The following is a 7,686-nucleotide window of genomic DNA, read 5'->3' as shown; positions in this document are numbered from 1 at the left end:
CGATGGCGATCCGCGTCCGCTCCCCGCCGCTGAAGCTGGCCAGCGGGCGGGCGAGATCGAGCGGAGGCAGCCCGGCAGCGGCCAGCGCGCCTTCCAGCCGGTGGGGCAGCGTCCAGTCGGCTTCGGCGAAATCGCGTTCGGTGCCCGCGCCGGCCTCGATCCGCTCCAGCCGAGCCAGCGCGGCGGCGACGCCCAGCGCCTCGGCCGCAGTTTCCCCGCCCGGCTCCACCACCTGTTCGAGCAGGCCGACGGTGCCGTGGACGGCGATCGTGCCGGCCTGCGGCGCGATCTCACCCAGCACCGCGCGCAGCAGCGTGGACTTGCCCGCGCCGTTGCGGCCGACCACGGCGACGCATTCGCGCCCCAGGTTCAGCGACAGGCCGGAAAACAGCGACCGGCCGGACGGCGTGGCCAGCGCCACGGAATCGAGCGTGAGAAAAGAGGACATGACGGCACCGGAATTGACTAAGGGACGGGCGGTTTCAGCGCGTCTTCCGGTCCATTTCATGCTCCTGCGGGTTGTGCGGCTCATGCCGCGATTTCCGGGACTTACCAGATTGGCGCGCGGCGTGGAAGGCCCACCCCGCTCTCCCTCATTCTCCCCTCCCGCATGCAGGCGGGGTTCTTCTCCCCTCCCGCACGCGGGAGGGGTTGGGGGTGGGCTTTTCCCATCCCGCTGCCCGCTTTCGCAAGAGCACGATGGCACCCGCCCGCCGGATGCGGTATCGGCAGGCAACGTGCAAAAACAAAACACGGGAGAGTGGCATGAAACGGTGGCTTGGAGGCTTCCTGGCGGGCGGTGCGGTGCTGGCGCTGGCGGCGTGCGGGATGAGCGGCGTGGGCGGCGGGGCCGGCAGCGCGGGCGGATCGCTCGACGATGCCGAAAAGGCCAGCGAGGCGCTGCTCAAGACCGGCGGCAACGGCGATAACTGGGCCGGCATCGGCTATGGCTATGACGAGCAGCGCTACAGCCCGCTGGCCGACATCAACGACCGCAACGTGGGCGAGCTTGGCATCGCGTGGTTCGCCGATCTGGACGACGCGCGCGGGCAGGAAGCGACGCCGGTGATCGTGGACGGCGTGCTCTATGTCAGCCACGCCTGGTCGAAGGTGGACGCGTGGGACGCCGCGAGCGGCAAGAAGCTGTGGTCGTTCGATCCCAAGGTGTCCGGCGAACGCGCCGTCAGCGCCTGTTGCGACGTGGTCAACCGTGGCGTGGCGGTGTGGGGTGGCAAGGTCTTCGTCGGGACGCTGGACGGCCGCCTGATCGCGCTGGACCGCAAGACCGGCCAGCAACTGTGGTCCACCCAGACCTTCGACACCACCAAGCCCTATACCATCACCGGCGCGCCGCGCGTGGTGAAGGACATGGTGCTGATCGGCAATGGCGGCGCGGAGTTCGGCGTGCGCGGCTATGTCACCGCCTATGATGCCGATACCGGCAAGCAGCGCTGGCGCTTCTACACCGCGCCCAATCCGGACAAGGCCAAGGACGGCGCCGTCTCGGACGATATCTTCGCCACCAAGGCCAACGCCACCTGGTCCGACAAGGGCGAATGGAAAACATCGGGCGGCGGCGGCACGGTGTGGGACGCGATCGTTTACGACAAGGATCTCGACCAGATCTACCTGGGCGTGGGCAACGGCAATCCTTGGAACCACGGGCTGCGCTCGAACGGCGAAGGGGACAACTGGTTCCTCTCCTCGGTCGTGGCGCTGGATGCCACCACCGGCCGCTACAAGTGGCACTATCAGGAAACCCCGGCGGAAAGCTGGGACTACACCGCCACCCAGCCGATCATCCTGGCCGAACAGGCGGTGAACGGGAAGCCGACCAAGGTGCTGTACCACGCGCCGAAGAACGGCTTCTTCTTCACCATCGACCGCACCACGGGCAAGCTGATCGACGCCAAGCCCTATGTCGACGGGATCAACTGGGCGAGCGGGTACGACCTTGCCACCGGCCGCCCGATCGAGAAGCCTGAGGCGCGCTTCTACAAGACCGGCAAGCCGTTCATCGCCATCCCCGGCGCGCTGGGCGCGCACAACTGGCACCCGATGAGCTACAACCCGGCGACCGGCCTCGTCTATATTCCCGCACAGCAGATCCCGCAGGGCTACCTGCAGGACATGGACGAGCTGGACCGGCGCAAGGTGCTGGGCTTCAACATCGGCACCTCGCTCGACAAGACGATGCTGCCGGACGACAAGGCGGCGTTCAAGGCCGCCATCGCCGCCACCACCGGCCGCCTCGTCGCCTTCGATCCGCGCACCGGCAAGGTCGCGTGGGGCGTGGACTATCCCGCCGCGTGGAACGGCGGCACGATGACGACCGCCGGCAACCTCGTGTTCCAGGGCACCAGCACCGGCCGCTTCCGCGCCTATGCCGCCGATACCGGCCGGCAGCTGCTCGATCTCGACATGCAATCGGGCATCGTCAGCGCGCCGGCGACGTTCCGCGTGGGCGGGGTGCAGTACATCGCTTTCCAGACCGGCAAGGGCGGCGCCTTCCCGCTCGTCGCCGGGGTGGCCGGCGGGGTCACGCGCAAGCTGCCCAACCTGCCCCGGCTCGTCGTCCTGCGGATCGGCGGCACGGTGAAGCTGCCCGCCCCCCCGGCCACGACCGCGCTCGCCTGGAACCCGCCGCCGCAGTTCGGCACCCCGGCGCAGGTCGCTTCGGGCAAGGCGCATTTCGGCCGCTATTGCCAAGTCTGCCATGGCGACAGCGCCATCGGCAACGGCTTCACGCCGGACCTGCGCGTCTCGGCCCTGCTCGCCAACGCGGAGGCGTGGAAATCGGTGATCGCCGACGGCGCGCTGAAGGACCGGGGCATGGTCAGCTTCGGGCGCGTGCTGACCCCGGCCGACATCGAGGCGATCCGCGCCTATGTCATCGACCGCTCGATCTGGACCAAGGCCAACCTGGCCGACGTGGCCCCGCCGGTGGGGCGGTAAGGGGGCTGGGGTTGCAGCAGGCGGGGGCGCGATGGCGCGCGCTCCCGTTGGGGGGAAGTAAGCGTGTTGCGGATTTCGACCAACTCTCGCCGTTGAGCTGCAGGCGCTGGGGCATCGGCTTACGCTAAACCTGTCTTCCAGTAGTTGGGCCGCAGCCGGTCGGTTACCGCGCCCAAATCGGTCATTGACGTTCGGGCATCGGTTTTCCTAAACCTGACTTTCGGCAGGATCCTTTCTGATGGCAGTAGGTCCTTCGCGTAGGCACTTTATGCGCATTCTTTCAATCGCCATCGCACCATGGATAGGACACAATAAAATGTTGGGGGCGGTCTCGGTCCGTATACAGAGCGCACGCAATGTCATTTAAGCCAATCGGCGAGCGGCACGCTATCCAAGAAGTCGTGTTCATTGTCGGGTTCGCCCGGAATTTCACACCCGACGAGCTTGAACGCGTCGTTGCGCATCATTCGCTTTGGAAGTCGGACCTCCCGAAGCTGGAACGCATGAACGTGATCCAGATTGCGTTTGGCGATGAACCGCTCGATCAAGCGCCACCGCTTGCAGGACCAGCGGTCTTCAAGGCCTTCAAGCGTGATGGCTCCGTGGATTGGCAACTGCAAGTTCGTGATAGTTGGCTTGCGGTGAACTGCCTAAGCTACTCTCGATGGGATGCGGTGTCTCGCCAAGCGAAGTCACTCCTAGAGAAGGTTCTGGGACTCGTAATTGACGAAAGCAATCTGCTATCCCATATTAGCCTCCAATACATCGACACTTTCGTCTGGGATGGCGACGCGCGGGAATATGACATCGATCTTTTGGTCAATCGCAGTTCGGGTTTCTATGCGGACGGGTTTCGGCCAGTGTCAAAATCTTGGCACTATCATCAAGGCGAGTTTGAATTTCCCGACGCCGAGCCAACCCACCGAATCTTAAAGCGCATCCACTTAGATGCGACCGAAGACGAGGCAGGCGCAAAGGTTAAGATCGACACAGTTTTGCGAACAGACTTTGACAGCGGCATCTTGCCCACAATAGAAGGCGTCAGAGGCTTGGTGGATCGAACGCTCAATGATCTCCATACCAAAAACAAGACCATACTTGCGACATTGATCAATCAGAACGCGCAGGATAAGATTTCGCTTAATAAGGAGGCATAAGTGGAAATGAGTGCCACAACTGCATGTGCTGACGAAATCGGCAACTGGTCGATTGCGTCATCGCCAGGCATTGGGCGTTCAATTCACAAGCCCACCCGGTCAGGAGTAACATACTTCGCCGGTGCAGCAATCCTTGCAGCCACTTCTACACTTACTCCCGCTGTCCATGCAGCCGACAAAGAGCAGTCAATCTATACGATCAGCGATGGCGGCTACTTTCAGGATGAGCGGTCTTTGCTCATTGATGAATTGCGCCAATATGAACAGCTGGAAAATGGCTGGGACGGCGCAGGCGATGATATTGCGCCGTCGCGTGTGGCAATCGACGAAGCCATTCATTTCGTTGAAAATCTTCCGCCGTTCGTTGACCTGCCTGAACCAATGGTTTCTAGTGATGGTCAGGTAGGCTTCTTCTGGCACGACGCAAATATATATCTCGATATTGGATTCAGGGGGCAGGGCGAGTGCACTTTCTTCGGCAAGTTTGGCGACTTGAAGATCAAAGGCAAAGAGGCTGTCAACGGGTCCGAGCCCGTCCCTGCAAGCGTTTTGCGGTTTCTCGCAAAGGTGGATCATCTCGATGAGGTGCTCGTGTGAAGCTGAGGCGCGCGGCCCACACGGACCGGTAGCCGATAGCGAACCGCTTTACCGAGCCGCGTTCTCACCCCACCACCTTGATAAGAAGGGGCGGTTGAAGCCGTCGGTATTTCCCCCGTCGCACATCGCCAACAAAGGCCTGTCTTTAGTTCGAACGCAAAAAGTCGAGGAAACAGCCTTAGCTGAATTCTGCAACGCTTTGTCCGCTATGCAAGAGGGGCGGCAGTGGTGCGGTGGTTTTCAATTCTGCTGTTCGATCCTGCGCAATATTCGAGACGAAGATGGTCGTCTCATCTGTGTCTTCGATGATCCGACAAAAGCTGAGAATGGTGTGCCTGCAAATGACGCACATACGATAGCAGTATCACACAATGGGGCGATGAGCGACGAGGACGCAATGGAGGTCCGAGCTATGATCATCGAAAATGCGGAACAGATTCTACTGGTAAAGTAGGTTTGAGCTGAATGTTTGGATAGGTGCCTCAAGGAACAGAGCCGGGCAGTCTCCTCACGGCTCAACGTTCCGGTAGCCCGGCGCGGCTTGCCGCCTTTCAAAATGTCCGGTGCCAGGCTGAAAGCCGCCCTTTCGATCCCGGCCCGCAAACGACGGCTTCGTCCCAAAAAAACAGCCGAAGCGCCCAAAAGCGCCCCGGCCGTTTCCGCTTTCGCCGTGAAGCCCGGTTACGCCCCGAAGCCGCCGTCGATGGTCTGCATCGAGCCGGTGATCATGCCGGCGTGCGGCCCGGCGAGATAGGCGGCGAGTTCGGCGATTTCCTCCGGCCGGGCGTGGCGCTTGATCGCCATGAAGCTGTGCATCGTGGCGGCCATGGGGCCTTCGGCCGGGTTCATGTCGCTGTCCGTCGGCCCCGGCTGGATGGCGTTGACGGTGATCCCGCGATCCCCGAAATCGCGCGCCAGCCCGCGCACCATGCCCTGCAAGGCGGACTTGGTCAGCGCATAGGCGGCGCCGCCGGCAAACGGCATGCGATCGCCGTTGACCGAGCCGATCACGATGATCCGGCCGTCGGCGTTCATCCGCCGCGCCGCTTCCACCGAAGCGTGATAGGGCGCGCGCACGTTCACGTCGATCATGTGGTCGACCGCGTCGGGATCGAGGTCCAGCGGGTTGCCCATCGCCAGCGTGCCGGCGTTGACGACGATCACGTCCAGCGCGCCGCGGCCGGCGACGACGGAAGTGAGCGCATCGCGGTCCGCGCTGTTCGCCTGGATCGCCTGCGCGCCGGTTTCGTCGGCCAGCGCGGCGGCGGCGTCGCGCGATCCGGCATAGGTGAAGGCCACCGTCGCGCCTGCCGCGCGGAAGCGGCGGACGATCGCGGCGCCGATGCCGCGGCTGCCGCCAAGGACAAGCACGTTCTTTCCGGTAAAGTCATTCATGGTCTGTCTCCTCTGGGTCCGGAGCCAGCGGGGCAGGCCGTGAAGGTGGCCGATCCGTCTCGCTCTCTGGACCCGAAGATGCCGATGATGCATCGTTCGCACTAGCCAGCCGATCCCGGAACTGGCTGACGGAAAATCCGAACGATGATGAAGCTGGATGGCCTGGCCGCCTTTGTCGCCACGGTGGACGAAACGTCGATCAGCGCGGCATCGCGGCGGCTGGGGCTGGCGAAGTCGGTGGTCAGCGAACGGCTGGCGGAACTGGAACGGGCGCTGGGCGTCACCCTGCTCCAGCGCTCCACGCGCCGCCTCACCCTGACCAGCGCGGGGGAATCGCTGCTGCCGCGCGCGCGGCGCATCCTGCGCGAGCTGGAGGAAGCGGCGGCCGAAGTCGACGCCAGCAGCGGCAAACTGGCCGGGCCGCTGCGGATCTCCGCGCCGGTGGGGTTCGGCGTGCTGCACCTTGGCCCGGCGATCGCGCGGTTCCTGCGCGACCATCCGGACATCGAGATGGCGCTGGAACTGGACGACGGTTTCGTCGATGCCGCCACCGGCGGGTTCGATGCCGTGCTGCGCCACGGCGCGATCGGCGACGGGCGGCTGATCGCGCGCCGGCTCGCCACCAGCCGCCGCCTGCTGGTCGCCTCCCCCGCCTATCTCGCGGCGCACGGCACGCCCGCCTCGCTGACCGACCTCGAACGCCATCGCGGCGTGCTCTACGCCAACCGGGCGAGCGACTGGCGTTTTGCCGCGGGGTCGGCATGGTCGGTGGTCCGGCCCAAAGCCGCCCTGCGCGTCAACAACGGGCTGGTGATGCGCGATGCCGCGCTGGCCGGGCTGGGCCTCGCCCTGCTGCCGACGTTCTTCGTCCACGCCGAGATCCGCAGCGGCGCGCTGGTGGAGGTCGACATCGGCTGGCCGGCGGAAGGCGCGGAACTGTTCCTGACCTACCCCCGCGATCACGGCGCCGCCCCCAAGATCCGCGCCCTGGGCGACAGCCTGCGCCGCAGCTTCGGCGATCCGCCGTACTGGGAGGTCGGGTAGGCTCCCGCCGCGGGGCGAGCCGGGCGGAGGTGTCGCGTATTTGGTGGGAGGATGGCGCACCCGACAGGATTCGAACCTGTGACCTCTGCCTTCGGAGGGCAGCGCTCTATCCAGCTGAGCTACGGGTGCAACGGCGGCGGTGCCTAGCAGCGAGCCGCACGGCTGGCCAGCGGTTTTTGCCCTGCGGTTTGCTCTCCGGATTTCCCGTCCCGGGCGGGTTTAGCGATTTGGTAGGGACAGCGGGCGTATCCCGCGCGGCATGGCATGGGATTCCGCCAGCGGCGCAGCGGCGCCCGATGGCGCGCCGGTGATGGGCGCGGCGATCGCGGATTCGCCGTCCGGTGCCGCTTCCCTCACCGACACGTGGCACGCCCTGCACGAAGCCGCCGCGATCGTCGGCGCGCTGGCCGGCCGGTCCGTTGCCGAGGACGCCGGAGCTTCGCCCGCGGCGATCGAAGCCTTTCCCGAGACGATCTTCCACGCCGGCGGCTGGCGGCTGGCGCTGGCCCAGCAAGGTCTGGACGATCTGGCGGCGATC

General features: G+C 64.9%; 7 protein-coding genes, 1 tRNA gene and 1 pseudogene. 6 read left to right on the top strand and 3 right to left on the bottom strand.

Annotated elements, in window-relative coordinates; translation table 11 throughout:
- Positions 1–448, bottom strand: a 448-nt coding sequence (locus NMD1_RS08215; protein WP_147457738.1) for an ATP-binding cassette domain-containing protein, incomplete at its 3' end; no start/stop codon positions are given.
- 317 nt (positions 449–765) lie between these two features.
- Here NMD1_RS08215 and NMD1_RS08210 point away from each other — a divergent pair.
- The 4 genes from NMD1_RS08210 to NMD1_RS08195 all read left to right on the top strand — a co-directional run bounded on the left by NMD1_RS08210 (position 766) and on the right by NMD1_RS08195 (position 5,163).
- Positions 766–2,955, top strand: a complete 2,190-nt coding sequence (locus NMD1_RS08210; protein ID WP_233497442.1) for a PQQ-dependent dehydrogenase, methanol/ethanol family — start codon at positions 766–768, stop codon at positions 2,953–2,955.
- A 356-nt stretch (positions 2,956–3,311) separates the two neighbouring features.
- A complete protein-coding gene (locus NMD1_RS08205) occupies positions 3,312–4,112 on the top strand; it encodes a TIGR04255 family protein (protein ID WP_125954373.1) in 801 nt (266 codons plus the stop codon).
- Positions 4,113–4,709 (top strand): hypothetical protein, encoded by a 597-nt coding sequence (locus tag NMD1_RS08200; RefSeq protein ID WP_125954372.1) that lies wholly within the window; start codon positions 4,113–4,115, stop codon positions 4,707–4,709.
- 94 nt (positions 4,710–4,803) lie between these two features.
- Complete coding sequence (locus tag NMD1_RS08195) at positions 4,804–5,163, top strand: hypothetical protein (protein WP_125954371.1); 360 nt, start codon at positions 4,804–4,806, stop codon at positions 5,161–5,163.
- A 227-nt stretch (positions 5,164–5,390) separates the two neighbouring features.
- Here NMD1_RS08195 and bdcA read toward each other — a convergent pair whose 3' ends face one another.
- Positions 5,391–6,104: an SDR family oxidoreductase gene (gene bdcA / locus NMD1_RS08190; protein ID WP_158453926.1), complete on the bottom strand. Its 714-nt coding sequence runs from the start codon at positions 6,102–6,104 to the stop codon at positions 5,391–5,393.
- Between the two features lie 144 nt (positions 6,105–6,248).
- On the opposite strand from bdcA, the gene NMD1_RS08185 reads away from it, so the two are divergent.
- Entirely contained in the window at positions 6,249–7,148 is a 900-nt protein-coding gene (locus NMD1_RS08185) for a LysR family transcriptional regulator (RefSeq protein WP_125954369.1), read from the top strand.
- Positions 7,149–7,200: 52 nt separating this feature from the next.
- On the opposite strand, the gene NMD1_RS08180 is transcribed toward NMD1_RS08185, so the two are convergent.
- Positions 7,201–7,277, bottom strand: a tRNA-Arg gene (locus NMD1_RS08180).
- Positions 7,278–7,407: 130 nt separating this feature from the next.
- On the opposite strand from NMD1_RS08180, the pseudogene NMD1_RS08175 reads away from it, so the two are divergent.
- Positions 7,408–7,686 (top strand): annotated as a pseudogene (locus tag NMD1_RS08175) (hypothetical protein); the annotation flags it as partial.

The organism is Novosphingobium sp. MD-1 (assembly GCF_001014975.1).
GTDB lineage: Bacteria > Pseudomonadota > Alphaproteobacteria > Sphingomonadales > Sphingomonadaceae > Novosphingobium.
This window is presented reverse-complemented; position numbering and strand designations above follow the sequence as displayed.